Source organism: Streptosporangium saharense (assembly GCF_014203715.1).
Lineage (GTDB): Bacteria > Actinomycetota > Actinomycetes > Streptosporangiales > Streptosporangiaceae > Streptosporangium > Streptosporangium saharense.
In genome coordinates this window covers 38,120-63,246 of record NZ_JACHJP010000007.1, presented here as the reverse complement: position 1 = coordinate 63,246, position 25,127 = coordinate 38,120, and the positions used below count along the sequence as shown (strand labels likewise).

Annotated in this window: 26 protein-coding genes; 16 read left to right on the top strand and 10 right to left on the bottom strand. The window is 69.8% G+C overall.

Translation table 11 applies throughout. The features are described 5' to 3' along the window. Nucleotides 1-9: 9 nt before the first annotated feature. Nucleotides 10-2,169, bottom strand: a complete 2,160-nt coding sequence (locus FHS44_RS27770; protein ID WP_184719898.1) for an MMPL family transporter — start codon at nt 2,167-2,169, stop codon at nt 10-12. A 121-nt stretch (nt 2,170-2,290) separates the two neighbouring features. Between FHS44_RS27770 and FHS44_RS27765 the strand changes: the two genes are divergently transcribed. Beyond that, nucleotides 2,291-3,712, top strand: a complete 1,422-nt coding sequence (locus FHS44_RS27765) for an MFS transporter (protein WP_221461398.1) — start codon at nt 2,291-2,293, stop codon at nt 3,710-3,712. A 124-nt stretch (nt 3,713-3,836) separates the two neighbouring features. Then, on the top strand, nt 3,837-4,472 hold the full coding sequence (locus tag FHS44_RS27760; protein ID WP_184719896.1) for a MerR family transcriptional regulator: 636 nt from the start codon (nt 3,837-3,839) through the stop codon (nt 4,470-4,472). Between the two features lie 74 nt (nt 4,473-4,546). Here FHS44_RS27760 and FHS44_RS27755 read toward each other — a convergent pair whose 3' ends face one another. Genes FHS44_RS27755 through FHS44_RS27745 form a run of 3 tightly spaced genes read right to left on the bottom strand, consistent with a single transcriptional unit; the run spans nt 4,547 to nt 6,436 of the window. Next, complete coding sequence (locus tag FHS44_RS27755) at nt 4,547-5,572, bottom strand: lactonase family protein (RefSeq protein ID WP_184719894.1); 1,026 nt, start codon at nt 5,570-5,572, stop codon at nt 4,547-4,549. A gap of 26 nt (nt 5,573-5,598) precedes the next feature. Next, nucleotides 5,599-6,027, bottom strand: coding sequence for a MaoC/PaaZ C-terminal domain-containing protein (locus FHS44_RS27750; RefSeq protein WP_184719892.1), 429 nt, complete (start codon nt 6,025-6,027; stop codon nt 5,599-5,601). Continuing rightward, entirely contained in the window at nt 6,020-6,436 is a 417-nt protein-coding gene (locus FHS44_RS27745) for an FAS1-like dehydratase domain-containing protein (RefSeq protein ID WP_184719890.1), read from the bottom strand. Before FHS44_RS27745 ends, FHS44_RS27750 begins: the two co-directional genes overlap by 8 nt. A 198-nt stretch (nt 6,437-6,634) precedes the next feature. Between FHS44_RS27745 and FHS44_RS27740 the strand changes: the two genes are divergently transcribed. Then, on the top strand, nt 6,635-7,393 hold the full coding sequence (locus tag FHS44_RS27740; RefSeq protein WP_184719889.1) for an AfsR/SARP family transcriptional regulator: 759 nt from the start codon (nt 6,635-6,637) through the stop codon (nt 7,391-7,393). Between the two features lie 40 nt (nt 7,394-7,433). On the opposite strand, the gene FHS44_RS27735 is transcribed toward FHS44_RS27740, so the two are convergent. The 5 genes from FHS44_RS27735 to FHS44_RS27715 are packed head-to-tail and all read right to left on the bottom strand — an operon-like array spanning nt 7,434 to nt 10,926. Beyond that, complete coding sequence (locus FHS44_RS27735) at nt 7,434-7,883, bottom strand: MaoC/PaaZ C-terminal domain-containing protein (RefSeq protein ID WP_184719887.1); 450 nt, start codon at nt 7,881-7,883, stop codon at nt 7,434-7,436. Further along, nucleotides 7,880-8,344: an FAS1-like dehydratase domain-containing protein gene (locus FHS44_RS27730; protein ID WP_184719885.1), complete on the bottom strand. Its 465-nt coding sequence runs from the start codon at nt 8,342-8,344 to the stop codon at nt 7,880-7,882. The genes FHS44_RS27735 and FHS44_RS27730 overlap by 4 nt, the downstream gene beginning before the upstream one ends. Beyond that, a complete protein-coding gene (locus tag FHS44_RS27725) occupies nt 8,335-9,459 on the bottom strand; it encodes a beta-ketoacyl synthase N-terminal-like domain-containing protein (RefSeq protein WP_184719883.1) in 1,125 nt (374 codons plus the stop codon). The genes FHS44_RS27730 and FHS44_RS27725 overlap by 10 nt, the downstream gene beginning before the upstream one ends. After that, nucleotides 9,456-10,673 (bottom strand): beta-ketoacyl-[acyl-carrier-protein] synthase family protein, encoded by a 1,218-nt coding sequence (locus FHS44_RS42450; RefSeq protein WP_184719881.1) that lies wholly within the window; start codon nt 10,671-10,673, stop codon nt 9,456-9,458. The genes FHS44_RS27725 and FHS44_RS42450 overlap by 4 nt, the downstream gene beginning before the upstream one ends. Continuing rightward, nucleotides 10,666-10,926 carry an acyl carrier protein gene (locus tag FHS44_RS27715; protein WP_184719879.1) on the bottom strand — a complete coding sequence of 87 codons (261 nt, stop codon included), beginning with the start codon at nt 10,924-10,926 and terminating at the stop codon, nt 10,666-10,668. The genes FHS44_RS42450 and FHS44_RS27715 overlap by 8 nt, the downstream gene beginning before the upstream one ends. A gap of 184 nt (nt 10,927-11,110) precedes the next feature. Here FHS44_RS27715 and FHS44_RS27710 point away from each other — a divergent pair, with 184 nt between their 5' ends. The 5 genes from FHS44_RS27710 to FHS44_RS27690 are packed head-to-tail and all read left to right on the top strand — an operon-like array spanning nt 11,111 to nt 15,591. Then, nucleotides 11,111-12,064, top strand: a complete 954-nt coding sequence (locus FHS44_RS27710) for an AfsA-related hotdog domain-containing protein (RefSeq protein WP_184719877.1) — start codon at nt 11,111-11,113, stop codon at nt 12,062-12,064. Continuing rightward, nucleotides 12,061-12,702 carry an HAD family hydrolase gene (locus FHS44_RS27705; RefSeq protein ID WP_184719875.1) on the top strand — a complete coding sequence of 214 codons (642 nt, stop codon included), beginning with the start codon at nt 12,061-12,063 and terminating at the stop codon, nt 12,700-12,702. The genes FHS44_RS27710 and FHS44_RS27705 overlap by 4 nt, the downstream gene beginning before the upstream one ends. Nucleotides 12,703-12,709: 7 nt before the next feature. Then, the gene (gene fabG, locus FHS44_RS27700) at nt 12,710-13,414 is read left to right on the top strand and encodes a 3-oxoacyl-ACP reductase FabG (protein ID WP_184719873.1); all 705 of its coding nucleotides are present in this window, start codon (nt 12,710-12,712) and stop codon (nt 13,412-13,414) included. A gap of 27 nt (nt 13,415-13,441) precedes the next feature. Then, the gene (locus tag FHS44_RS27695; protein WP_221461397.1) at nt 13,442-13,963 is read left to right on the top strand and encodes an ester cyclase; all 522 of its coding nucleotides are present in this window, start codon (nt 13,442-13,444) and stop codon (nt 13,961-13,963) included. Then, entirely contained in the window at nt 13,960-15,591 is a 1,632-nt protein-coding gene (locus tag FHS44_RS27690) for an outer membrane protein assembly factor BamB family protein (protein ID WP_184719871.1), read from the top strand. Before FHS44_RS27695 ends, FHS44_RS27690 begins: the two co-directional genes overlap by 4 nt. A 151-nt stretch (nt 15,592-15,742) precedes the next feature. Here the strand turns inward: FHS44_RS27690 and FHS44_RS27685 are convergent, their stop codons facing one another. Next, a complete protein-coding gene (locus tag FHS44_RS27685; protein WP_221461396.1) occupies nt 15,743-16,747 on the bottom strand; it encodes a TIGR03617 family F420-dependent LLM class oxidoreductase in 1,005 nt (334 codons plus the stop codon). Between the two features lie 245 nt (nt 16,748-16,992). Between FHS44_RS27685 and FHS44_RS27680 the strand changes: the two genes are divergently transcribed. The 8 genes from FHS44_RS27680 to FHS44_RS27645 all read left to right on the top strand — a co-directional run bounded on the left by FHS44_RS27680 (nt 16,993) and on the right by FHS44_RS27645 (nt 25,110). Next, nucleotides 16,993-18,537, top strand: coding sequence for an acyl-CoA carboxylase subunit beta (locus tag FHS44_RS27680; RefSeq protein ID WP_376771618.1), 1,545 nt, complete (start codon nt 16,993-16,995; stop codon nt 18,535-18,537). Nucleotides 18,538-18,548: 11 nt separating this feature from the next. Then, nucleotides 18,549-18,755 carry an acyl-CoA carboxylase epsilon subunit gene (locus tag FHS44_RS27675; RefSeq protein ID WP_184719865.1) on the top strand — a complete coding sequence of 69 codons (207 nt, stop codon included), beginning with the start codon at nt 18,549-18,551 and terminating at the stop codon, nt 18,753-18,755. Between the two features lie 4 nt (nt 18,756-18,759). Then, nucleotides 18,760-20,523: an ATP-binding protein gene (locus FHS44_RS27670; protein ID WP_184719863.1), complete on the top strand. Its 1,764-nt coding sequence runs from the start codon at nt 18,760-18,762 to the stop codon at nt 20,521-20,523. A 113-nt stretch (nt 20,524-20,636) separates the two neighbouring features. Next, complete coding sequence (locus FHS44_RS27665) at nt 20,637-21,458, top strand: PIG-L family deacetylase (RefSeq protein WP_184719861.1); 822 nt, start codon at nt 20,637-20,639, stop codon at nt 21,456-21,458. Between the two features lie 76 nt (nt 21,459-21,534). Continuing rightward, entirely contained in the window at nt 21,535-22,446 is a 912-nt protein-coding gene (locus FHS44_RS27660; RefSeq protein ID WP_184719859.1) for an NADP-dependent oxidoreductase, read from the top strand. Nucleotides 22,447-22,565: 119 nt separating this feature from the next. Continuing rightward, entirely contained in the window at nt 22,566-23,492 is a 927-nt protein-coding gene (locus FHS44_RS27655; protein ID WP_221461395.1) for a lytic polysaccharide monooxygenase, read from the top strand. 80 nt (nt 23,493-23,572) lie between these two features. Next, entirely contained in the window at nt 23,573-24,172 is a 600-nt protein-coding gene (locus tag FHS44_RS27650) for a DUF305 domain-containing protein (protein ID WP_184719857.1), read from the top strand. An 89-nt stretch (nt 24,173-24,261) separates the two neighbouring features. Further along, nucleotides 24,262-25,110 (top strand): MetQ/NlpA family ABC transporter substrate-binding protein, encoded by an 849-nt coding sequence (locus FHS44_RS27645; protein WP_184719855.1) that lies wholly within the window; start codon nt 24,262-24,264, stop codon nt 25,108-25,110. The last annotated feature ends 17 nt before the right edge of the window (nt 25,111-25,127 follow it).

The window sequence follows — 25,127 nt, the reverse complement described above, 5'->3', positions numbered from 1 at the left end:
GGTCACGGGTCACACTCCTGCGGGACGGGGAGCCAGGTCGATCTCGTCGGCGTCGCTGACCTCGCGCACGCCGAACTTCTCCCACACCCGTCTGAGCGGGGCGGGCGCCCACCACGCGGCCCGGCCGAGCAGGCGCATCGTCGCGGGAACGAGCAGGCCGCGGACGATCGTCACGTCGACGACGACCGCGATGAGCAGACCGACACCGGCCATCTTCATGAACGTGATGCCGGAGATCACGAAGCCGCCGACGACCACGACGAGCAGCAGCGCGGCACTGGTGATGATCCTCGCCGTGTGCTGGACGCCCAGGGCGATGGACTCGACCGGGTCGCCGGTGCGCTCCATCTCCTCGCGGATCCGCGACAGCAGGAAGACCTCGTAGTCCATGGCCAGGCCGAAGGCGATGGCCACGATCAGTACCGGGAAGTTGACGTCGATCGCGCCGACCGGGACGAAGCCCAGCACCCCCGAGAGCCAGCCGTCCTGGAAGATCAACTTGATGGCGCCGAAGGAGGCCGACAGTGACAGCAGGTTGAGCACGATCGACTTCAGCGGCAGCACCACGGACCCGAAGGCCAGGAACAGCACCACGAAGGAGACCACCGCCACGAACAGCGCCATCCACGGCATCCGGGAGATGACCATGTCGACGATGTCCACCCGGGAGGCGGGCATGCCGGTGAAGGAGGCCTTCGTTCCCTGTGGCGGGGGGACCGCGCGCAGTTTCTCGACCATCGTGCGGGCCTCGCGCGACATCGGGTCGATCGAGTAGCCGATGGCGAGCCTGGCCTGCTCGGTCGCGGTGCCGGTCACCCGCGCGCTGTCCACGTTGGCGACCGCGTCGAGCCTGCGGGCGTAGGCGTCGAGCGCGGCGGTGTCGGCCTCGCCCTCGACGACCGAGGTGACCAGCTTGGCCGGGTCGTGCGAGAAGTCGGCGGCCAGCTTCTGGGTCACCAGGCGGGCGTCGGCCTGCGCGGGCAGCACCCAGTCGCCGGGACGCGCCCAGTTGACGCCGAGGAAGGGCAGGCCGAGCCCGACCAGCACGACCACGATGACGGCGGTGAAGGCGAGCGGGCGCCGCATGACGGTGTGGGTGAGCCGGTACCAGCGGCCCTCGGTCGGCGGGACGGCCGCGCTCTGGTTACGGCGCTCCTTGCGGGAGTTCACCCGGGGCCCGGCGTAGCGCAGCACCGCGGGCAGCACGGTCAGCGTGGCCAGTACGGCCAGCAGCGTGACACCGGCTCCCGCGAAGCCCATCGAGAGCAGGAACCGGGACGGGAAGACCGTCAGGCCCGCGAAGGACATGGCGACGATCAGGCCGGAGAAGGCGATGGTGCGGCCCGAGGTGATCATGGTGCGCCGTACTGCCTCGTCGACCGAGTGGCCGTTGCGCATCTCCTCCCGGAACCTGTTGACCATGAGCAACGCGTAGTCGATGGCCAGGCCGAGGCCCAGGATGCTGATCACCTGGATCGCGAACGTCGAGATGTCGGCGAAGAAGGTGACGAAGCGCAGCACCGCGAACGAGCCGAAGGCCGCGGTGAAGCCGATGAGCAGCGGCAGCGCCGCCGCTATGAAGCTGCGGAAGATCAGTACCAGCAGGATGAGAAGTATGGGGACCGAGAGCGCCTCGGCGAACAGCAGGTCGCGCAGCGTCTGCCGGTTCACCTGGTCGGTCATCGAGGTCAGGCCGCCGAAGCGGACGGTCAGGCCGTCCACCTTGAGCTTGTCCTGGATCGCGCGCAGTTGGAGCACGCGCTGCTGGTCGTTGCTGGAGTTGAGCTGGATCGCGACGTAGGTCGCGTGCTTGTCCTTGGAGACGAAGTCGGGCGACTTGGTCGTCCAGTAGCTCTCCAGGCGCACGATGTCGGTGCGGGGGACCGCGGCCAGGGCGCTCTGCAGGGGGCCGGAGAAGGCGGGGTCGTCCACCGTCTTGTCCGGGCTCTCGTAGAGCGCCACGATGTCGTTCGCGTACCTGCCGAGGGGGGCCGCGACGATCTCGTCTGCGTGCACCGACTCGCTTCCCGGGTCGTCGAAGCCCGCGCCGCCACCGAGCCTGCTCAGCACGCCCGATCCCCACCCGCCGGCCACGACGGTGAAGATCAGGGTGCCGATGACGACCCATAGTCGGCGTCTCGCGGCGAACCTGCCAAGTGCGGAGAACATCGGTCCCCTCCCATTGGACGCCAGTGGATAGTGGATATCACTACTATCGATAAGAACCCGATAGTGATAATATCTACTATCTGTGTGAGTCTTCGCAAGGTCCTTGAGATGGAGGCGTCTTGTGAATGTGCGAGGCGGCGGCCTGCCCACGTTCCTGATCACCGGGGTTGCGGCCTTCATGGCGTCGATGGACAACCTCGTCGTCACCACCGCGTTGCCAACTATTCGTGACCGCTTCAACGCGTCGCTTGAGAGCCTTGAGTGGACGGTGAACGCCTACACCCTGACGTACGCGATCTTCCTGCTCACCGCGGCGATCCTCGGCGACCGTTTCGGGCGGCGCAGGGTCTTCGTCGGCGGCGTCACCCTGTTCACCCTGGCCTCGGCCGCGGCGGCCATGGCCACCTCCGCCGAGATGCTCGTGCTGGCGCGGGCCGTACAGGGGGTGGGAGCGTCAGTGATCTTCCCCCTGGCACTGACCCTGGTCGTGCAGTCGGTCCCGCAGGAGCGCAGGGGCATGTCGATCGCCGGGCTCAGCGGCATGAGCGGACTGGCCATCGCCATCGGCCCGTGGATCGGCGGCGTGATCGTCGAACTCGGCGACTGGCACTGGGTGTTCTGGATCAACGTCCCCATCGGACTGGTCCTGGTGCCGCTCGCGCTGCGCTTCCTGAGTGAGAGCCACGGCCCCTACGGCCGTCTCGACGTCCGGGGAACCCTGCTGGTCACGCTCGGGCTGCTCGGCGTCGTCTACGGCATGGTGCGCAGCACCACCCTCGGCTGGGGGAGTCCGCAGGTGATCGTCCCCGTCGTGGCCGGGGCGGCGCTGCTTGTCTGGTTCGTCGTCTTCGAGGGCAGGGTCCCCAACCCGGTGATGCCGCCGAGGCTGTTCCGCAGCCGGGGGTTCACCCTGTCCAACCTGGTCGCGCTGCTCGTCCAGGGCGGCATGTTCGGCGCGGTCTTCCTGCTGACGCAGTTCCTGCAGCACGTGCTGAACTTCTCGCCCATGGGGGCCGGGCTGCGCACGCTGCCGTGGACGATGATGCCCGTCCTCGTCGCCCCGCTCGCGGGCATGTTCGGCGAGCGTATCGGCGTCAGACGGCTCATGGTGGCCGGGGCTGTCCTGCAGGGCGGGGCGCTGGCCTGGTTCGCGCTGGTCGTCTCGCCCGAGGTCTCCTACCTCGTGCTGCTGCCCGCGATGGTGGTCGCCGGGCTGGGCATGGGCCTGTTCTTCGCGCTCAGCGCCCGGCAGACGCTCGACTTCGTCTCCGTCGAGGAGGAGGGGATCGCCTCCGGCGTCAACAACTCCATGCGGCAGGTCGGCGTGGTCATGGGCATCGCCGTACTGTCGGGACTCTTCGCCTCCACGGGTGGCTACGCGTCACCGGAGGAGTTCGTCTCCGGCCTGCGGCCCGCGCTGTGGGCGGGCACGGCCATCCTCGCCCTCGGCGCCCTCGCCGCCCTTCTCACCCCGGCCCGTCCCCCCGCTCCGGTCGCCCGGATCGAGGAAATCAAGCCGCTCAGAACCGTGGAAAGTGGATAGCGGAGAGTTCGCTGTCTATCCTGAAGCGATTCGTTGCGGTCAAGGCCGTTCCCCCGGTCCTCTCCGGCCACTGCGGCCCCGGAGAGGGCAGCCGGGGGACGTGGCAGGGGGGAGGAGGAGAGGTATGCGGATCGCGGAGCTGAGCCGTCGCAGCGGGGTGCCGATCCCGACGATCAAGTACTACATGCGGGAAGGGCTGCTGCCACCGGGTGAACGGACCAGTCCGAACCAGGCGCAGTACGAGGAGACCCACCTGCGCAGGCTCAAGCTGGCCAGGGCGCTGGTCGAGGTCGGCGGCCTGAGCATCGCCGCGGCACGCGACGTCCTCACCCTGATGGACTCGCAGATGAACAGCCTCAGCGCGCTGGGAAAGGCGCAGTACGCCCTGACGACCCGCCGCGACCACGTCGAGGACGAGGCCTGGACCGAGGCGTCCCGCCAGGTGGACGAACTCATCGCCAAGCGGGAGTGGCGGGTCGGTCCCCGCAACCCGGCCAGGCTGAGCCTGACCGAGGCGCTGGCCACCATGCACCGCCTGCGGCAGGACGACTACTTCGCCCTGCTGGGGGAGTACGCAGAGACGGTCGGCCACCTCGCCGAGCTGGAGATCACCGCGATCATGGGCAGGCCCGACCTCGACAGCATGGCCGAGGCCGTGGTCATCTGGACCGCGATCGGCGACGCCGTGGTCTCCTCCCTCAGGCGCATCGCCCAGGAGGCCGAGACCGCCCGGCGCTTCGGCGGTTACGTGGACGACTAGGCGCTCGCCGTACGAAAACAAACAGGCACCGGACCGCGATCGGTCCGGTGCCTGTGTTGTTGTACGGCTTCGCTTTAGAGAGGGAGCAGGCAGGCGGCGCCGGGGACCTCGACGGTCGGGGCGCCCTCGGCGGAGAGCAGGCCGGTCCCGGGATCGACGGTCAGGGCGATGACCGCCCCCGCCGCCTGGTTGGCCAGGTGCAGCACCGTGCCCGACGGGTCGAGCACCAGGTCCCACGGCATCGTGCTGAACGCCTCCTCGGAGAACCTGAGGTTCTGCACCGGTTCGAGGTGTTCGCCGTCCTTGTCCACCCGCAGCACGGTGAGGCTCTCGTGGCCTCGGTTGGCGACGTAGAGGAACCGGGCGTCCGCAGAAAGGACGATCGCGGAGGGGGCGTTCCAGCCGTCCTCGCCCTCGGGGAGCGTGGGGGCCGAGCCGACCGTCCACAGGGCGCCCGTCGAGGGGTCGTAGCCGCAGACCGTGACCGTGGAGACCAGCTCGTTGACCACGTAGAGGTGGGTGCCGTCCGGGTGGAAGACCAGGTGCCGGGGGCCGTTGCCCGCGCCGAGGTGCACCTGGCTGTGCGGGACCAGCAGCCCCTCTTCGAGGCGGTAGACGTACAACTGGTCGTTGCCCTTGTCCGGCACGAGCACGCGCGTGCCGGTCGGGTCGGGGACCGTCACGTGCGGGTGCGGGCCGAGCTGGCTCAGCTCGTTGGGGCCGGAGCCCAGGTGCTTGACGGACTGCCGCACCGGGCCGAGGCTCTCGTCGTCGTTGACCGGGAAGACCACGACCTCCCCGGAGTCGTGGTTGGTCGCGTAGACGTGCCCGGCGTGGACGAGGAGGTGGATCGTCCCCGCGCCCTCGGCCGACTGGTCGTTCAGCGGGGTCAGCGACCCGTCGTCCCCGACCGTCAGCGCGAACACCCGGCCCTCCGGGGCGTTGCTCGCGGCGTACAGGGTCCGTCCCGACGGGGACAGGGCCAGGTGGAACGGGTTGACGATGTCGGTGAAGGTGCCGGTGACCGCGCCCGCCTCGATGACCGTGATCCCCGTCGCGGGAACCTCGGTCCAGGAGTAGGCGCCCACGAAGGTCGGCATCGCGGAGTTCCTCTCTGTTGTCTGGGTCAGTTGAGCGTGACGACGGCGCGGGGACGGGCCAGGACCTTCTCGCCGCCGCAGCGGACGGTCAGGTCGATCCGCACCCGGGAGCCGTCCAGTTTCTCGGCGACCACGCCGTCCACGACGAGCTCGACGCCCTCCTCGTCGTCGGGGACGACGACGGGCCTGGCGAAACGGCCTCCGCACTCCAGTACGGCCCGGCGCCCCGCCCAGTCGCTGACCAGCCGCATGGCCACGCCCATGGTGAGCATGCCGTGCGCGATGATCGTGGGCAGGCCCGCCCCGGTCGCGGCGCGCTCGCTCCAGTGGATGGGGTTGAGGTCGCCGGAGGCGCCCGCGTAGCGCACCAGGTCGCCCCTGCGGATCACGTGCGTCAGCCGGGGAAGCGCGGTCCCCGGCGTGACGGCGTCATATTGGGGCCGCGGTTCAGTCATCGCCCTGCGCAATCAGTGTCGAGGTGGTGGTGCAGACGTGCTCGCCCGCCACGGTGTGCAACTCGCTGGTGAGGGTGACCATGTCGGTTCCGCCGACGCGGCCGACCTCGCTGATGGTGACCGTCACGGTCAGCTCGTCGCCGTCCGTGATGGGGCGCCGGTGCTCGAAGCGCTGCTCGCGGTGGAGCAGACGCGTCAGGTCGAGCCCCAGCTCGGGGTCGCTGACGACCTCGACCTCCGCGCGCAGGGTGAGCGCGATGGCGAAGGTCGGGGGAGCGGCCGGGTCGTCGTCTGTGTCGCAGCTCGTGTCGCCGATCGCGGCGGCGAACTCGCGGATCTTCTCGCGGCCGACCAGGTAGGGAGCGGTGGCCGGGTAGACCCGGCCGGCGAAGGCCGGATTCAGCGGCACCTCGACCTCCTCGACTTGAGGGTGGTTTCGGGAGGGAGACGTAAATCACGCCGGAGGGGCTGGACACGTCCCACCTGCTGCTCAGGGGGCGCTATGTCTCTTTGGAGACACCTGATGTGTCTTTAGCGCAGTATCACTATTTGCTGTGACATATGCAGACTCTCCTGCGTCAGGTCATTTTCCTGGGGGGGAGAGAACATGATCAACTTTTCCATCCTCGGCTCCTTCGAACTGCGGACCCGACAGGGGGTCTGGGTCCCGCGCGGGCCCAAGGTCCGCAGGCTGCTCGCGTTGCTGCTGCTCAGACCCGGACAGGTCGTCGACATCGACACCCTGGCCGAGGAGCTGTGGGACGGGGCGCCGCCGAGGACCGTGGTCGCGACGATCCGCACGCACGTCTACCACCTGCGCCAGATGATGGCCAAGGAGAGCGGCGAACCGGGGCTCGCCGACCTGCTGACCACCGAGCCGACCGGTTACCAGCTCCGGGTGACGGAGGACCAGGTGGACGTCCGTCACTTCCAGCGGCTGGTCGCCGACGGCAGGACCGCCCTGGTCGCGGGCCGTACGGCGGAGGCGGCACACCTGCTGCGCGAGGCGCTGGGCATGTGGCGGGGGGCGCCACTGACCAACGTCCCGCTCGGTCCCGTCCTGACCCGTCACGTCGCCCACCTTGAGGAGAAGCGGATGCGGGCCATGGAGCTGTCCGTCGAGGCGGACATGCGTCTGGGCCTGCACCGCGAGCTGATCCCTGATCTGCGCGGCCTGGTGGCGAGCAACCTGCTCAACGAGTGGTTCCACGCCCGCCTCATCGAGGCGCTGCACCTGTCGGGCCGCAGGGGCGAGGCACTGCTCGCCTTCCGCGACCTGCGCAGGGTCCTGCACGAGGAGCTCGGCCTGGAACCGTCCGCGGAGCTCCAGCGGCTCCACCACGAGATCCTGGCCGCCGCCGGGTGAGCCCCCGCCTCCTCTCCCTTCACGGGACAGGAGGCGGGCACTACCGCAGCGCCACGATGGTCTTCGGCATGGTGAGCACCTTGCCGCCGTCGCTTCCGCCGAGCCGTACGGCCACGCTGAGCCTGAGCCTGGGCGGCTCCAGCTTCTCCATGACCGTGGCCTCGACCGTCAGCTCGACCCCGACCCCGTCGTTGGGCACCGGGACGAGCCTGGGGAAGCGGCCGCCGAAGTCGACGACCGCCCCGGCGTCACCCGCCCAGTCCGTCAGCACGCCCAGCGCCAGGCCCATGGTGAACATGCCGTGCGCGATGGGACTCGGCAGCCCCATCGCCACCGCCGTCCTGTCGTCCCAGTGGATGACGTTGTAGTCGCAGGCGGCGCCGCCGTACCTGACGAGATCCTTGCGCTCCACCCGGAACGTACGGCCCGGCAGCCGGAAACCCGGCTCGATGTCCTCGTAGCGGGGCCGCGCGGCCGTCTCGACCGTCACGGGACGTCACCGCCCTCCTGGTTGAAGATGACGAACGTCGACCTGCCGGTGCACACGTGCTCGCCGTCGGCCGCCTTGAGCGTGCTCTCGTAGGTGACGACGTCGTTGCCGCCGACCGAGTCCACGCCCGCGAGCCGTACCGTCACGGTCAGCACGTCCCCGGCGTGGATGGGCCTGTTGTAGGCGAAGCGCTGCTCGCGGTGGACGAAGCGGTTCTGGTTGGCCGCGCCCAGCTCGGGGTCGTGCACGGCGTCGTGCTCGGCCTCCAGGGTCAGCACCATGGGGAAGCTGGGCGGGGCGATGATGTCCGGATAGCCGAGGGCCCGCGCCGCCTCGGTGTCCCAGCAGGCGGCGTTGCCCTCCCGGACGGCGGCGGCGAACTCCTTGATCTTCTCCCTGCCGACCTCGTAGGGCGCGGTCGGCGGGTAGACCTTGCCGACGCACCCCTCGTTCATCGGCATTCGCGCACCACCAGGCAGCCCGCGTTGCCGTCGCCCCCGATGGAGGTCACCAGCGCGACGCGGGCGTGGTCGGCGGGCTCGGCGCGCCACAGCGCCAGGACCGCGGCGATCTGCAGGGGGACGCTCGCGCTGTACAGCTCGCCGAGCGTCTCGGCCACCCTGACCGTGGGCACAGGACGGCCGAGCACCTCCTGCAGCGCCCGCTCCTCGATCTCCTCGACGCCGAGCTGGCCGGTCGCGCCGACCGCGACGACGTCCACCTCGCCGGGGGAGAGCCCGCTGCGGTCGAGCGCCCGCTCGATGCCGGAGCGCAGCCCGTCGAGGCGGCCCTCGGCGTCCCTGGCCCCGTAGTAGCCGACCTCGCAGCCGAGCAGCTCGGCCAGACCCGTACGGCCCTCGGCGGCGACGGTCTCGCCGTCCTCGACCAGGAAGGCCGCGGCCCCCTCGCCGACGGCGGCGTCGTCACGCAGCGCGCCGGACTTGTGCCAGCCCCAGGCCGCCACCTCCGACAGCTCCTCGATGCCGCCGACCAGGAGCCTGCGTGAGCGCCCGTCGCCGATCGTGGTGCGCGCGAAGCGCACCGCGGCCAGCCCCGCCGCCTGCCCGCCCGACATGACCACGTTCACCCCGGTGAGGGAGTTGCGGATCGCGATCTGGCCGGTGCAGGCGTTGGTGACGACGTTGGGGAACCTGGCGGGGTTGACGAGGTAGGGCTTCTCCTGGAGCAGGGTGTCGCGGCCCACCTCCAGCATGCTGACGAGGCTGCCGGTGTTGGTGGCCATGACCACCCCGGTCTCGGCGCGCTCGGCGTCGGTGAGGGGCCTGCCGTACTCGTCGAGGGCGAGCTTGCACGCGATGAGGCCGAGCAGGGTGAAGCGGTCGATGTGCCGCAGCCCCTTGCGGCCCAGGTGCTCGGCCACCCTGAGGTCGGGCACCGCCCACGCGGGGCGCGGCGGATAGCCGTCGACCACGTCCTCGAATCCGCTCACCGGCGCGGCGTGCTCCTCGACGCCGGAGCGCAGCGCGCCGCCGAGCACGTCCAGGCCGAGGCCCGCGGGTGAGACGACCCCGCAGGCCGTGATCGTCAAAGGTCTGACGGCGACGGTCGTCGTCACGCCACCCTCCCGAAGATCGTAACGACGTTGTTCCCGCCGAACGCGAGACCCTGGTTCTGCACGATGTTCGGCGTGGCCGTACGGGCCTTGCCCGGGACCACGTCGAGCCCTTCGCCGAGCGCCGGGTCGAGCTTGTCCAGGTTCGCGGTCGGCGGCAGGAACCCGTCCTGCAGAGCCTTGCCGCAGACGATCGCGCCGAAGGCGCTGGCCGCGCCCATCGTGTGCCCGATCATCGACTTGATGGAGCTGATCGGCGGGATCCGCTCGCCGAACACCTCGCGGACCGCGCTGACCTCGGTGTAGTCGTTGGTCGGCGTTCCGGTGCCGTGCGCGCAGATGTAGTCGATCTGCTCCGGCTTGACGCCCGCGTAGCGGTGGGCGATGCGGATGCACTCGGCGATGCTCGGCGCGTCCGGGTTGACCATGTGCCGGGCGTCGCAGTTCACGCCGTAGCCCAGCACCTCGGCGTAGATCGTGGCACCCCTGGCCACGGCGTGGTCCAGCGGTTCGAGCAGCAGGACCGCGCCGCCCTCCCCGGTGAGGATGCCGGAGCGGTTGAGGTCGAACGGCCGCGACAGGTCCTCGGCCAGCGCGCCGAGCCGGTAGAACCCGGCGTGGCAGGCCCGGTTGACCGCGTCCGCCCCGCCGGCCAGCATGAAGTCGGCCTCGCCGGTGCGCACCAGGTCGTAGGCGTAGCCGAGCGCCATGTTGCTCGCCGAGCACGCCGTGGGGATGGTCTGGGCGTCACCGGTCAGCCGCAGCTCGTGGTTGACGGAGTTGGCGATCTGGCTGACCGGCGTCATGGCGGCCAGCCGCCCGTCCACCTCGTTCAGCCCGTCCGTCACCCACTGCTCGACCGCGGCCTGGAGCACCTGCGCCTCGCCCGCCGTGGTCCCCATGATGGACCCGGCCCGCGAGGCGGACAGCAGCTCCGGGTCAAGCTTCGCGTCCTGTACGGCAAGCCGCGCGGCGGCCGCCGAGAACAGGCTGCTGCGCCCCCAGCGCTCGACGTCGATCCTCTCCAGGATCGTCTCGGGCTGGAAGTCGTGGACCTCACCGGCCGTGGTGTACGGGAAGTTGCCGGCGTCGAAGCTCGCGATCTTCGAGGCGCCACTGCGCCCCTCGCGGATGCCCTCGATGAAGTTCTCGACCCCGATGCCTATGCTGCTCACCGCCCCGAGGCCGGTGATGACCACCCGGCGGTGTTCAGACACCCTGGGACTCCCGGCTGTTGATGGTCCCCACGACGTCGAAGACGCCCTGGAGGTTGGGCATGTTCGGCAGCTCGTCCTGCGGCACCACGATCCCGAGCTCTTTCTCGATCCTCGCGAGGATCGTGATGAGCGAGAGCGAGTCGGCGTCGTATTCGTCGATGAAGTGGCCCTCGGCGGTGAGCTCGCCGTCCTCCAGTTCGAGCTCCTGGGAGATGATGCCGCGGATCTTTTCCTGCAGAACGTCCAGAGTCATTATGGATTCCTTTCGTGAATGCGGATCACCGCTGCCAAGTGACATTAGGGGGATGCGGATATAAGGGGCAAGGCGTCGGATCGAAAGTGGTATGCGGGTGCATTTTTATGTCACTTTTATTTGAATTTCATCGGGCCGTGCCACAGTGATCCACGAATTGTTCCGGCATTTTGTGGAGGTACGGATGACGACCGGGGACCTGATCTCCCCACGGGAGCTCAGCTTCGGCCGTACGGTGGAACGCCGCCTGGTCCACAGGGCCTCCGTCGCGGAGGTCTTCGTAACCGACCTGGTCCCGGCGGGCGAGTCCCGCTTCCTGGCCGCGGCACAGCTTCCGCTCAGTCACGGCTACTACAGCGACCATCTGGCGCGACCTGCCCACTTCGATCCGCTGCTCATCCTGGAGGCGGGCAGGCAGGCCGGTATCGCGGGCGCCCATCTCCTCGGGCTCCCGCCGGACACCACGATGATGGTCAACACCTTCTCGCTCGACCTGCCCGACCCCGCCGCGCTGCGGACCGGGCGCAGGCCGGGTGAGCTGCGGATCGACAACCACTTCGAGACCCTGCGCGTCAGGGCGGGCAGGGTGCGCAAGGGCGCCGTCCGCCAGGACCTGTACATCGGCGACGTCCCGGTCGGCACGCACACCATGGAAGTGCAGATCGTCACGCACGCCGAGCACGAGGCGCTGCGCACGGTGCTGCGCGGCACCCCCGCCCCCCTGACCGGGGACCTGGAGGACGTACCCGCCTCCGGCCAGGCTGAGCCGTACACGGTCGGCAGGGTCAGCCCGATGAACGTGGTGCTCTCGCAGGTCGAGCGGGGCCCCTCCGCGGTGAGCGCCAGGGTGACGCCGAGGTACGGCAACCGCGCGATCTTCGACCACGACTACGACCACCTGCCCGCCATGACCCTGACCGAGGCGGCCCGCCAGCTCGCCCTCGTCGCGCTCGGCGACGTCGCCGCCTGGCCTGCCACGGTCTCCGGGTCCTTCGGGCGGTTCGCGGAGCTGGACCAGCCGGTGCTGGCCGCGGCGACCCGTACGGACGCGGGCGACGGCACCGTCACGGTGAACGTCGCCTTCATTCAGGAGGCGATCACGATCGCCGAATCGACCATGGTGATGGTGCCCCGATGACCCAACCCGTCCTGGCCGTGTGGACCGACTTCGGCGGCGTGCTGACGCCACCCATCAGCCACACCCTTGCCGTCTTCTGCGAACGGCAGGGCGTCGCCCAGGAGCCGCTGATCGACGCGATCCTCAAGGTCACCGCGTCGTACGGCACCGACGACGTGATGCTGCCCATCGACACCCCGCTGGTCACCGAGCAGGAGTGGCTCGCCCAGATCGGGGAGCTGCTGCGCGACGACCACGGCATCGACATGCACATGACGACCCTCGCCGACGCCTGGTTCGACGGCAGGGAGCTCAACAAAGAGTGGGCGGACCGGCTGCGGGAGCTCAGGTCGGAGGGACTGTTCGTCGGGCTGCTGTCCAACATGGTCCCCGCCTGGGACGCGCACTGGCGCCGCATGCTCAACCCCGAGGGCCTCTTCGACGACGTCGTCCTGTCCTTCGAGGTCGGCCACCGCAAACCGGCCAGGGAGATCTTCGACCTCGCGGTCGAGCGCTCCGGCATCCCGGCGGCCCAGTCCCTGTTCGTCGACGACCTCGCGAAGAACTGCGACGGGGCCGAGGCGGCCGGGTGGCGCGCCATCCACTTCACCGACGCGCAGACAGCAATCAAGGCTCTGAACGAGCAGTTGGGAGTGTGAAGCTCAAATGAGCCGTTCCGTACTGGTCACCGGGGGCAACCGGGGCATCGGCCTGGCCATCGCGCGGGCCTTCGAGGAGGCCGGGGACAAGGTCGCCGTCACCTACCGCTCGGGGGAGCCGCCGGAGGGACTGTTCGGCGTGCGGTGCGACGTGACCGACAGCGCGTCGGTCGAGGCGGCCTTCGAGGAGGTCAAGGCACAGCAGGGCGCGGTCCAGGTCCTGGTCGCCAACGCCGGGACCACCAGGGATAACCTGTTCATGGCCATGTCGGAGAAGGACTTCGCCGACGTCATCGACACCAACCTCATGGGCGCGGTCCGCGCGGCGCGGTGCGCGGTGACGGACATGGTCAAGGCCCGCTGGGGACGGATCATCCTCGTCGGCTCGACTACGGCCTTCTGGGGCTCGCCCGGCGTGACCAACTACTCGGCCTCCAAGGCCGCCATGGCGGGCTTCGCCCGCTCCCTGGCCTGGGAACTCGGTCCCAGGAAGATCACCGTGAACGTGGTGATGCCCGGTCTCGTCGAGACCGACATGGTGGCGGGGCTCTCCGAGCAGCACCGCGCGTACCTGCACAGCATCACGGCGCTGCGCCGTTCAGGACGGCCCGAGGAGGTCGCCCCCGCGGTGCGTTTCCTGGCCAGCGACGAGGCCAGCTTCATCACCGGCGCGCTGCTGCCCATCAGCGGCGGCTCCGGACTCGGCTACTAGACCCCCCGACTGTGAGAAAGGCGAAACATGCCGGACGAGGTTGAGAAGATGCTGGCCCCTCTGGCGGAGGCACCACCGACCGCCACCGAGGAGATCATCGAGATCGCCATTGGCATCGCCCGTGTGTTCGGTGAGCTGGACGAGGAGGCGGCCCAGCGCTACATCGCCCCCGACTTCGTCGACCACGAGGCCTCGCCGGGCGTCGCGGGCGGTCCCGAGGGCTACCTGACGACGGCCCGCTACATGCGCAACGCCTTCTCCGAGGCGACGTGGCAGGTCGACGACTTCATCTCCGAGGGCGACAAGTTCGCCTGCCGGGTGACCTTCAGCGGCAAGCACACCGGTGACTTCCTCGGCCTCGCGCCGACCGGCGCCCAGGTCAAGGTGCAGCACCTGCACTTCTACCGCGTCGCAGACGGCAAGGCGGTCGAGCACTGGGGAGCCCGCGACGAGCTCACCCTGCTGCGCCAGATCGGCCAGTTCACCCCCGAGTACGCCAACCCCGCGGACGCGGGCGCGGCGATCGACCGACAGGAGGTCTCGTCGTGAAGCTGCCCGGCAAGATGCTGACGCGCGCCGCCGTCGGGGTGAGCGCGCTCCTGCTGGCGATGGGCGGCCTCGTGCCCGCCGCGCAGGCCCAGGGCGCCGCGCCCTCACAGGCGCTGACCTTCCCGAAACTGCCCTCGCCCGCCGACTGGCCGATGGGCGGCCACGACACCCTCAACTCGAAGTCCAACCCCTTCGAGCACAAGATCGGCACCTCCAACGCCGACAAGCTCGCCGTCAAGTGGACCTTCACCGCGCACGGCGACACCTCGGCCATCCCGGCCGTGGTCGACGGCGCGGTCTACATCCCCGACTGGGGCGGCTACTTCTCCAAGCTCAACGCCAAGACCGGCGCGGTCATCTGGTCGCGCAAGGTCTCCGACTGGAACGGCATCCAGGGCGGCATCGTCAGGGCGAGCCCGACGGTGGTCGACGGGCGCATCTACGTCGGCGACCAGAACGGCCCGCAGGGCGGCCAGGGCGCCCACCTGCTCGCCGTCGACGCCGCCACCGGCGACCTGATCTGGAAGACCACGCTCGACGAGCACTTCGCCGCCGTGGTCACCGGCTCTCCCACGCTCCACAACGGCGTCCTCTACCAGGGCGTCTCCTCCAAGGAGGCGGCGGTCGCCGGCCTGCCCGGCTACCTGTGCTGCACCTTCCGCGGCAGCGTCTCCGCGATCGAGGCGAAGACCGGCAAGGTGCTGTGGAAGAAGTACACGGTCCCCGACAACGGCGGCCAGATCGGCGGCTTCAGCGGCGGCGGCGTGTGGAGCACCAGCCCCATGATCGACCCGATCAACCGAACGGTCGTCGTCGGCACCGGCCAGAACCTCTCGGTCCCCAAGACCGTGAGCGACTGCCAGAGCGCGGGCAAGCCCGCGACCGAGTGCCAGCCGAAGGACAACCACATCGACCAGTTGCTCGCCCTCGACCTGCGCACCGGCGACATCAAGTGGCAGGCGGGCGACATCGTGTTCGACGCCTGGACTGTCGCCTGTGAGCCGAACTTCCCGCACCAGAACTGCCCGCCCAACCACGGCGGCGACTACGACTTCGCCGAGGGCGGCCACCTGCTGACCATCCCCGGTCCGCTCGGCCTTCCCCGCCTGGTCATCGGCGCCGGGCAGAAGAGCGGCGCCTACTGGCTGCTCGACGCCCGCACCGGCAAGACCATCTGGAAGACGCAGGTCGGCCCCGGCGGCGTGCACGGCGGCATCGAGTGGGGCAGCGCCACCGACGGCAAGCGCTTCTACGTCAGCAACGCCAACACCAGCCACGTCCCCTACACCCTGCCCAACGGGCAGACCACGACCAACGGCATCTTCGCCGCCCTCGACGTGAAGACCGGCAAGATCCTCTGGCAGATCGCCGACCCGTCGAACGCCGAGACCATGGGCGCGGTCACGACCGCCAACGGGGTCATGTACGCCGGTTCGATGAGCGGCCACATGTACGCCATCAACGGCGCCACCGGGCGCATCCTGTGGGACTACCTCGGTGAGGGCTCCTCCAACGCCGGACCGGCCATCGTGGACGGCACGGTCTTCTGGGGCAACGGTTACAACAACCGCTTCATCCCGGGCAAGGGCAGCACCACCTTCTACGCCTTCTCCGTGAACGGCCGCTGACGCGGTCGAACCCTCGGACAAGCGGCGCCGGGTCCTCATCCCCACCCGGCGCCGCTTTCCGCATGCCGTACGGCATGTGCGTTGTGCATGTCAGGGCATGAAACGGGCCGGGCCACCTTGGAAAAGGTGGCCCGGCCCGTTCGTTCGCGCGCTACGGAAGGTCGGAGCGGACGAGGTGGCGCAGCTCCTCGTGCAGTGGCTGCAGCGCCTCCGGAGGCAGGTCGCCCGCCTGGAAGAAGGCGATGCTGGTGGCCAGGCCGCCGAAGCGCTCCCAGATCTTGGCCGCCGCCTCCTTGGGCTCGCCCACGATGGCGAACGTCTCAAGGATGGTGTCGTCGATCGCGTCGACCATCTCCGCCGCGCGGCCCGCGCCCGCCAGGCGGTACAGCTCGTCCTTCAGGCCGCCGAGCCCCTCCAGCTCAAGGACCGGGGCGTAGCTGGGGATGGAGGCGTAGTAGGCGATGGACTCCTTGGCCTGCCGTACGGCGGCGCGCAGCTCCTCCTCGGTGTTGCCGGTGGCCACGATCGGGGTCGCGTGCAGCTCGAAGCCGTCCATCGACTTGCCCGCGCCCTCCCGCGCCGCGCGCAGCGCCGGGATCGTCACCCCCTCAAGCAGGCGCCGGGTGGAGATGATGTGGGCCAGGAAGCCGTCGGCCAGCTCCCCGGCGAGCTGCGTCATCATCGGGCCGACCCCGGCCACCAGGATGGGCGGCTCGCCGTAGGGGTTGGGGCCGGGATTGAAGAAGGGGCTCATCACCGTGTGCCGGTAGAACTCGCCGCGGAACCGGATCCTGCCGTCGGTGGCGAAGCACTTCCAGATGGCGCGCAGCGCGAGGATGTACTCCCGCATGCGGGGCGCGGGCTTCGACCACGGCATGCTGAACCGCTTGGTGATGTGTGTCTGGAGCTGCGAGCCGATACCGAGGGCGAAGCGCCCCCTGGAGACCAGCTGCAGGTCGTTGGCGAGCATCGCGGTCGTCATCGGGTTCCTGGCGAACACGACGGCCAGCCCGGTGCGGACGGCGACGCGCTCGGTCTTCAGCGCCGCGGCGGTCAGCCCGACGAACGGGTCGTGCTGCGTCTCTGACATCCACACCGAGTCGTATCCGAGTTCCTCGGCCCGTGCCGCCCTGTCCCCGTATACGTCCGGTGGCACGGTGATTCCGTGAAAGTCAATCTTCACAGGTGCTGTCCCCTCGTAAAAGGCATATGCGACGATCAGACCACCGACCGTGCCGCCCGGCCATGCCTCCTAAGGAATAGGCGAATACCACCTACGGGGAAGAAGCCTTCCTCTGCCCCCCATTGAATGGTCAGAATTTACAGATCTGAATCCAGTGGGAAGGGTAAACGGATATGACGGCGGTCGAAGAACGAAAGGTCGAGACCGCGACGCGATCCATGCGCGCGTACACCGAGGAGCTCGCCAGGATCCAGGAGAGCGTCCGGATCGGTCCGGGGGACGAGGCGACCAGGCAGCAGCACGCCCGGGGCAAGATGACGGTCAGGGAGCGCCTCGGGCTGCTCCTCGACGACGGCTCCTTCACCGAGGTCGAGGGGCTGCGGCGGCACCGGGCGAGCGGCTTCGGGATGGAGGCCAGGCGGCCGTACGGCGACGGCGTGGTCACCGGGTGGGGGACCATCGAGGGCCGGACCGTGTTCGTCTACGCGCACGACTTCCGCATCTTCGGCGGGTCGCTGGGGGAGGCGCACGCCCAGAAGATCCACAAGATCATGGACATGGCCTACGCCGCGGGCGCCCCGCTCATCGGGCTCAACGACGGCGCCGGGGCCCGCATCCAGGAGGGGGTCACGGGCTTGGCGGGCTACGGGGGGATCTTCCAGCGCAGCGTCCGCGCCTCGGGCGTGATCCCGCAGATCAGCGTGATCATGGGGCCGTGCGCGGGCGGGGCCGCCTACTCCCCGGCGCTCACCGACTTCGTGTTCATGGTCCGCGACACCGCCCAGATGTTCGTCACCGGCCCCGATGTCGTCGAGGCGGTCACCGGGGAGAAGGTCACCCACGACGAGCTGGGCGGCGCGGGGGTCCACGGCACCATGAGCGGGGTGGCGACCTTCGTCAGCGACGACGAGATCTCCTGCCTTGAGGACGTGCGCCACCTGGTCTCGATGCTGCCCGCGAGCAACCACGAGTTCCCGCCGGAGACCCTGCCGGACGACCCCGAGGAACGGCTCTGCGAGGCGCTGCTCGACATCGTCCCGGCCGACCCGAACCGGCCCTACGACATGCGCGACGTCATCGCCGAGGTGGTGGACCACGGGGAGCTGGTCGAACTCCACGAGGGCTGGGCAGCGAACATCGTCTGCGGTCTCGGCCGCATCGGGGGACACGTCGTCGGCGTCGTCGCCAACCAGCCGATGTCGTTCGCGGGCGTGCTCGACATCTCCTCCTCGGAGAAGGCCGCCAGGTTCGTCCAGTTCTGCGATGCCTTCAACATTCCGATCGTGACGTTCGTGGACGTGCCCGGCTTCCTGCCCGGCACCGACCAGGAACACGGCGGCGTCATCAGGCACGGCGCCAAGCTGCTCTACGCCTACTGCGCGGCCACGGTCCCGCGCATCCAGGTCATCGTGCGCAAGGCGTACGGCGGCGCCTACATCGTGATGGACTCCCGCTCCATCGGCGCCGACCTGTCCTTCGCCTGGCCGAGCAACGAGATCGCGGTCATGGGCGCCGACGGGGCGGCCAACGTGATCTTCCGCAAGGACATCGCCGCCGCGCCCGACCCCGCGGTCAGGCGCGCCGAGCGGATCGCCGAGTACCGCGACCAGCTCATGCACCCCTACTACGCCGTCGAGCGCGGCCTGGTGGACGACGTCATCGACCCCCGCGAGACCAGGAGGGTCCTGGCCAGGTCGCTGGCCATGCTCAGGGGCAAGAGCGCGAACCTGCCGCAGCGCAAGCACGGCAACCCCCCGATGTGATGGGCGACGCGATGAGTTCCGATGATCCGCTGCTGGTCGTGCGCGGCGGGCCCTCCGACGAGGAGCTCGCCGCCGTGGTCGTCGCGTTCCTGCTGTCCCGGCGACAGGCGGAGGTCGCGAGGCGCCCGCCCGCCAGGCGGCCGTTCTGGATAGCGGGCCCCGTCCACCACCGTGGGCCGTCAACGACAGTGCCGTCGCAGACGGCGCGGAGAGGCTGAGCCAGTGCGCAAGGTTCTGATAGCCAACCGCGGGGAGGTCGCGGTCCGGGTCGCGCGGGCCTGCCGCGACGAGGGGATCGGCAGCGTGGCCGTCTACGCCGACCCCGACAGGGACGCCCTCCACGTCGCGCTCGCCGACGAGGCGTTCGCGCTCGGCGGGGAGACCGCGGCGGAGAGCTACCTGGACATCGGGAAGGTGGTCGAGGCCGCCGTCAGGTCGGGGGCCGACGCCGTACACCCCGGATGGGGGTTCCTCGCGGAGAACGCCGCCTTCGCCCAGGCCGTGATCGACGCCGGGCTGACCTGGATCGGGCCGCCGCCCAAGGTGATCGACGACCTCGGCGACAAGGTCTCGGCCCGCAGGATCGCCCTGGCCGCGGGCGCCCCGCTCGCCCCCGGCACCGACGGCCCGGTCGACGGCCCCGACGAGCTTGTCGAGTTCGCCGGGCGGTACGGCCTGCCGGTCGCCATCAAGGCGGCCTTCGGCGGTGGCGGCCGTGGCCTGAAGGTCGCCAGGACCCTCGACGAGATCCCCGAGCTGTACGAGTCCGCGGTCCGGGAGGCGGTCGCGGCCTTCGGCAGGGGCGAGTGCTTCGCCGAGCGCTATCTCGACCGGCCCCGGCACGTGGAGACGCAGTGTCTCGCCGACACCCACGGCAACGTGGTCGTGGTCTCCACCCGTGACTGCTCGCTGCAGCGCAGGCACCAGAAACTCGTGGAGGAGGCCCCGGCGCCGTTCCTCACCGACGAGCAGAACCGGGTGCTGTACGAGGCGTCCAAGGCCATCCTGCGCGAGGCGGGCTACGTCGGCGCGGGCACCTGCGAGTTCCTGGTCGGCAGCGACGGCATGATCTCCTTCCTTGAGGTCAACACCCGCCTTCAGGTCGAGCACCCGGTCAGCGAGGAGGTCACCGGCCTCGACCTGGTGCGCGAGCAGTTCCGCATCGCCAGGGGGGAGGCGCTCGGCTACGACGACCCGCCGGTGCGCGGGCACTCCATCGAGTTCCGGCTCAACGGCGAGGACCCGGGCCGCAACTTCCTGCCGACCCCGGGCACCATCACCGCCTGGCGGCCCCCCACGGGCCCCGGCGTGCGCCTGGACTCGGGGGCGGAGAACGGCTCGGTGCTCTGGCGGGCCTTTGACTCGCTGCTGGCCAAGCTCGTCGTCACCGGCGCCGACCGCGCCCAGGCGCTGGAGCGGGCCCGGCGCGCGCTGGCCGAGTTCACGGTCGAGGGGCTGCCGACCACGCTGTCCTTCCACCGGGTCGTGGTCGAGGACCCGGCCTTCCAGGCCAAGGAGGGCGTCTTCGCGGTCCACACCCAGTGGATCGAGACGGAGTTCCGCGGCGGCGTCGAGCCGTACCCGGAGATCCCCGCCGCCGCGACGCCCCCGGCCAGGGGCGAGTCCGTCGTGGTCGAGGTGGACGGCCGCCGCGTCGAGGTCGTGGTCCCGCCCGGCTTCGGCGGCGCGGCCCCCGCCCACGCCGCGCAGGCCCCCGCCGCGTCCCGCCGCCCCCGCAGGCAGACGGCCAGGTCCGGTACGGCGGGCGGCGCGGACGCCGTGACCAGCCCCATGCAGGGCACGATCGTCAAGGTCGCGGTGGACAACGGCGACCAGGTCGCCACCGGGGACCTCATCGTCGTGCTTGAGGCGATGAAGATGGAGCAGCCGCTCTTCGCCCACAAGGCGGGCACCGTCGCCCAGCTCGACATGGGGGTGGGGGACGCCGTCACCGGCGGGCACGTCCTGTGTCTCCTGCACGACTGAACGGCCCGGTAAGGACGGGTGTGTGCCGCTTCCGGCTCCCGCCGCGCCGCCGCGGGAGCCGCCGTAGAGTGGGCGGGGCCGTCCGGCCCTCCCCTACGGAGAGGTCTGCATCCATGAAACGCGAACTGACGCTGATGGCCGTCCACGCCCACCCTGACGACGAGGTTCTGGGGACGGGCGGGATCTTCGCCAGATATGCCGAGGAGGGCATCCGCACCGTCCTGGTCACCTGCACCAACGGCGAGCAGGGCGACGGCCCCGGCGGGGTGAAGCCGGGTGACCCGGGGCACGACGAGGCGGCCGTCAGCGCGCTGCGCCTTGAGGAGCTGAACGACTCGGTGACCCACCTCGGGATCGCCCACGTCGAGCTGCTCGGCTACCGCGACTCGGGCATGGTCGGCTGGGAGGGCAACCAGGCGCGCGACGCCTTCGCCAACGTGCCCTTCGAGGAGGCCGTCGGCAGGCTCGCCGCGTTGATGGAGCACTACCGGCCGCAGGTCGTGGTCACCTACGACGAGAACGGCAACTACGGCCATCCCGACCACATCCAGGCCAACCGCATCGCCCTGGCCGCGGCCGAGGCGACCGGCATCCCGGACAAGCTCTACTACACCGCGGTGCCCAGGGAGCGGATCGCCGAGCTGTTCGCCTATCTCCGCTCGATCGGCGCCGGGGACGAGGTGGAGGAGCTTCCCGACGACTTCGGCACCCCGGAGGAGCTCATCACCACCGTCGTCGACGTCGCGCCGTACGTCGAACGCAAGCGCAAGGCCCTGCGGGCGCACGCCAGCCAGGGGGAGAACATTTTCCTGCTGCGCATGCCCGAGGAGATCCAGCACCGGGCACTGGGCTACGAGGCGTTCGTCCGTCACTTCGACCGGGTGGGCGGCGCCGAGCGCGAGGACGACCTCTTCGACGGCCTCCGCGACGCGTGACAGGTTGACCTGAACGTTGGTTGAGATTGCAGATTGGAGGTCCACACCGGCGAGTGAACGACTGAGGAGTGACGTGATGAGAGCCGCTGTTGTCACCGAGTTTGGCGGACCCGAGGTGCTCAAGGTGGTCGAGCTGCCGACCCCCGAGGCCGGGCCGGGTCAGGTGCGGGTGAAGGTGCGGGCCGCGGGCGTGCAGCCGTTCGATGTGGCCGTACGGCAGGGCTGGCTCCCGCCGGGGGCCCCGGCGGACCTGCCCAGGGTGCCGGGCAACGAGTTCTCCGGCGTCGTGGACCAGGTGGGTCCCGACGTGAGCGAGGTCGCCGTGGGTGACGAGGTGCTGGGGTTCAACCTGCTGAACTCCTACGCCGAATACGTCGTCGTCCCGGCGGAGAACGTCACGGCCAAGCCGGAGAACATGCCCTGGGAGGTGGCGGGCGGCTTCACCGCGGGGACGCAGACCGCCCACATCGCCCTCAGGCAACTCGGCGTCGCACCGGGGCACACCGTCCTGGTCCACGCCGCCGCGGGCGCGGTCGGCACCGCCGCGGTGCAGCTCGCCAGGCTGTGGGGCGCCACGACGGTGATCGGCACCGCGCGGGAGGAGAACCACGACTACCTGCGCTCCCTCGGCGCCGTCCCAGTCGCCTACGGCGAGGGCCTGCTCGACCGGGTGCGGAAGCTGGCCCCCGAGGGCGTCGACCTCGTCCTGGACGGCGCGGGCGGTGACGCCCTCGACGTCTCCCTGAGCCTGGTGCCGGGGGAGCGGATCGTCACGCTGGTCGAGCACGAGAAGGCGGAGAGCCTCGGCGTCCAGACGACCAGGGGGGTGCGCCTGGCCTCCAGGCTCGCCGAGCTGGCCGACCTCTACGCCAGGGGGGAGCTGGACTTCCCGGTGCGCGTGGCCTACCCCCTCGACCGGGCCGCGGACGCCCACCGGGAGGTCGAGGGACGGCACGGCCGGGGCAAGGTCGTGCTGGTGACAGGGTGAATACCCACGTGACCTAGCCGCGTGGAAGGAATTTTTAGTAAGGTTTCTTGCTAATAACGTGCTATCCGTCGGCCGTTGGACATGTCCTACCTCCATCCCCCCCTTCAGGAGGAGTCCACGTGCACCTGCGACACAAGGCGGCAGCCGGTGCCGCCGCACTGACCCTGGGAACCGTGCTCGCACTGGTTCCGGCGACCGCGGCCGACGCGCACGGCAGCATGTCGAACCCGCCGAGCCGCGTCTACCTCTGCAAGAACGAGGGGCCGGAGACACCCAAGTCCGAGGCCTGCAAGGCGGCCATCGCGGCCGGCGGGACCCAGGCCATCTACGACTGGAACGAGGTCTCCCTGCTGGAGGCCGGCGGCAACCACCGCGCGCTCATCCCGGACGGCAAGCTCTGCAGCGCGGGGCGTGAGAAGTATCGCGGCCTCGACCTTCCCCGGGCCGACTGGCCCGCGACGAAGGTCTCTCCCGGACCGCTGGAGATCACCTACCACGCCACGGCCCCCCACGGCGGGAGCAACTTCGAGTTCTACATCACCAAGCAGAGCTGGGACCCCACCAAGCCGCTGAAGTGGTCGGACCTGGAGCCCCTCAAGACGTTCAACAACCAGAACCCCACCACGTTCACCAAGTGGACGATCGACATCCCGCAGCGCACGGGCCGCCAGCTCATCTACTCGATCTGGCAGCGCGTCCTGTACAGCAACGAGGCCTTCTACACCTGCTCGGACGTGGACTTCGGCGGTGGAAGCACCCCGACGCCCACCCCGACCGTGACGCCGACGGTCACCCCGACCGTCACGCCCACGGTGACCCCCACCGTCACGCCGACCGTCACCCCCACTGTGACTCCCACGGTGACCCCCACGGTCACGCCGACGGTGACGCCGACGCAGCCGGGAAGCGCCTGGGCGGCGGGTACGGCCTACACCGCGGGCAAGACCGTGACCTACGGTGGCTCGACCTACCGCTGCCTGCAGTCGCACACCGCGCTGCCGGGCTGGGAGCCGCCGAACGTCCCCTCTCTGTGGCAGCGGGTCTGACCTTCTCTGACCGTGCCTGATCCTGCCGGGTGGGGCGGTCGCCGCCGCCCCACCTGGGCACCCCCCAATCAGGAGTTCCCATGATGAAACGCGCCGTTCCGCTCGTGCTGAGCGCTGTTCTCCTCACGGGCTGTGGCTCACACAGCCTCCAGGAGTTACAGGGCGGTGGCCAGTTGACGGTCGGAGCCCCCGCGAGCGCGGCCCCCGGACTCGTCGCGGGCCCGGACTTCAATCCGGCCGACGTGATGTTCCTGCAGATGATGCTGCCGCACAACGCCCAGGGAGCGAAGCTGGCACGGCTGGCAGCCGACAGGAAGATCAGCGGCGACGTCAAGATGCTGGCCGCGGCCATCGCCATCACCCAGGAGGCGGAGGTGACGATGATGACCGGCTGGCTGAAGGGCTGGAAGCGTCCCACGGCCGCCCCCGCGGGCGCGCACTCAAGCCACGGCGGCCACGGGCTGAGCGACGCCCAGATCAAGATGATCTCGAAGACCCCCGACGCCGAGTTCGAGAAACGCCTCCTCAACGCCCTGATCTCCCAGCAGGACGACGCCATCCAGATGACCAAGGTGGAGCTGATGGCGGGCCAGAACGCCGAGACCAAGGCGCTGGCGAACCGCATCCAGGCCTCGCGCGACGCGCAGATCAAGCAGATGATGGCGCTCGTCGGCAAGTGACCGCGTTGTCCGTCGACAGGTGATCGGGTTGTCGGCGGACCTCCGCTGTGCCATATTTCCTACTAAACATACTGGGATATGGGGGAAGTATGCGCAGATTGCTGGGAGTCGTGGCGGGGTTGATCCTGGCCGGGACCCTCACCGCGTGCGGCGGAACGCAGGCGACCACGTCCGCGGCCACACCGGACGGCGGATCGTCACCGAAGACCGACGCGCCGCTCAAGGTCGGCGTGAACCCCGTGCCCCACGGTCAGATCCTGAAATTCGTCAAGGACAGCCTCGCCGCCAAGGCCGGGCTGAACCTGGAGATCGTCGAGTTCACCGACTACGTCCAGCCGAACGTCCAGCTCGACGAGGGACGGCTCGACGCCAACTACTTCCAGCACATCCCCTACCTTGAGGAGTTCTCCAAGGGCAAGGGCATCACGCTGAGCTGGGTGGCCCCGGTCCACATCGAGCCGCTCGGGCTGTACTCCAAGAAGATCGACGACGTCACCAAGCTGGCCAAGGGCGCCCAGGTCGCGCTGCCCAACGACGCGAGCAACCTGGGCCGCGCGCTCAAGCTCCTGGCCGACAACGGGGTGATCACCCTCAAGGAGGGCGTGGGCGTCAAGGCCACCGAGCGCGACGTGGCGGGCAACCCCAAGGAACTGCAGTTCAAGCCCCTTGAGGCCGCCCAGCTTCCCCGCTCGCTCCAGGACGTTGACGCCGCGGTCATCAACGGCAACTACGCCCTCGAAGCCGGGCTCCAGCCCGCGACCGACTCGCTGGTCCTGGAGAAGGGCGACGACAACCCCTACGCCAACGGCCTGGTCACCGTCCCCGCGAAGGTCGGCGACCCGAGGATCAAGAAGCTCGCCGAACTGCTCCAGGGGCCCGAGGTGAAGAAGTACATCCAGGACACCTACAAGGGAGCCGTCCTGCCCGCCGTACCGTAGAAGCCCTGTCCGCGACG

Coding starts and splice junctions, on each gene's coding strand:
- fabG (WP_184719873.1), top strand. CDS start 12,710: ATGAGCCGTTCCGTACTGGTCACCGGGGGCAACCGGGGCATCGGCCTG.
- FHS44_RS27740 (WP_184719889.1), top strand. CDS start 6,635: ATGATCAACTTTTCCATCCTCGGCTCCTTCGAACTGCGGACCCGACAG.
- FHS44_RS27695 (WP_221461397.1), top strand. CDS start 13,442: ATGCCGGACGAGGTTGAGAAGATGCTGGCCCCTCTGGCGGAGGCACCA.
- FHS44_RS27650 (WP_184719857.1), top strand. CDS start 23,573: ATGATGAAACGCGCCGTTCCGCTCGTGCTGAGCGCTGTTCTCCTCACG.
- FHS44_RS27770 (WP_184719898.1), bottom strand. CDS start 2,169: ATGTTCTCCGCACTTGGCAGGTTCGCCGCGAGACGCCGACTATGGGTC.
- FHS44_RS27660 (WP_184719859.1), top strand. CDS start 21,535: ATGAGAGCCGCTGTTGTCACCGAGTTTGGCGGACCCGAGGTGCTCAAG.
- FHS44_RS27730 (WP_184719885.1), bottom strand. CDS start 8,344: ATGCCGATGAACGAGGGGTGCGTCGGCAAGGTCTACCCGCCGACCGCG.
- FHS44_RS27755 (WP_184719894.1), bottom strand. CDS start 5,572: ATGCCGACCTTCGTGGGCGCCTACTCCTGGACCGAGGTTCCCGCGACG.
- FHS44_RS27645 (WP_184719855.1), top strand. CDS start 24,262: ATGCGCAGATTGCTGGGAGTCGTGGCGGGGTTGATCCTGGCCGGGACC.
- FHS44_RS27750 (WP_184719892.1), bottom strand. CDS start 6,027: ATGACTGAACCGCGGCCCCAATATGACGCCGTCACGCCGGGGACCGCG.
- FHS44_RS27665 (WP_184719861.1), top strand. CDS start 20,637: ATGAAACGCGAACTGACGCTGATGGCCGTCCACGCCCACCCTGACGAC.
- FHS44_RS27705 (WP_184719875.1), top strand. CDS start 12,061: ATGACCCAACCCGTCCTGGCCGTGTGGACCGACTTCGGCGGCGTGCTG.
- FHS44_RS27680 (WP_376771618.1), top strand. CDS start 16,993: ATGCGCGCGTACACCGAGGAGCTCGCCAGGATCCAGGAGAGCGTCCGG.
- FHS44_RS27760 (WP_184719896.1), top strand. CDS start 3,837: ATGCGGATCGCGGAGCTGAGCCGTCGCAGCGGGGTGCCGATCCCGACG.
- FHS44_RS27710 (WP_184719877.1), top strand. CDS start 11,111: ATGACGACCGGGGACCTGATCTCCCCACGGGAGCTCAGCTTCGGCCGT.
- FHS44_RS27715 (WP_184719879.1), bottom strand. CDS start 10,926: ATGACTCTGGACGTTCTGCAGGAAAAGATCCGCGGCATCATCTCCCAG.
- FHS44_RS27675 (WP_184719865.1), top strand. CDS start 18,549: ATGAGTTCCGATGATCCGCTGCTGGTCGTGCGCGGCGGGCCCTCCGAC.